Here is a 452-nt window from a genome sequence, read left to right on the forward strand (position 1 = left end):
TCCCTGACCGGTTTCTTTTCCTGGGTACTCGGCGGAGTCTTCGAGGCCAAAGCCGTTATGAAAATGGAAAGCCCGGCGGCTGTGGCCTCGGGTGCACAGCGTTGGACCGGAGGGTCATGCACGCCTTGACACCAGGACCGTTCCTGAAGCGGCTATTTCGCGTCCGTACTAACCGGGAGCAGGCGAAGGAGAGTAACGCACGCAGCAAGGCATCCCTGGAGCGTGGAGCGGCGGCCGTCATCTTCGCTCTGATGGTTCCGGTGCTATTCGGGGCCCTTGCGATGGCCCTCGACGTCGGCAGGTTGGTCTACGAGCGCCAGCACCTGAGCAATGCAATGGACGCCGCCGCGCTGGCTGGTGCGTCATACCTCCCCGGCGACCCGGTGGCTGCCCGCAACGCTGCGGCATCATTCGCCCGGGCCAACGACCCGGCAGCGGCACCCGCGGTCACC

1 protein-coding gene is annotated in these 452 nt (G+C 65.5%); it reads left to right on the top strand.

Going from position 1 to position 452, the window contains the following annotated elements; genetic code table 11:
- Window positions 1-116: 116 nt before the first annotated feature.
- A partial coding sequence (locus tag AC1U89_RS24770) for a TadE/TadG family type IV pilus assembly protein (RefSeq protein ID WP_479902262.1) occupies window positions 117-452 on the top strand: 336 nt, incomplete at its 3' end.

It is taken from the genome of Caulobacter sp. 05T431, assembly GCF_056665975.1.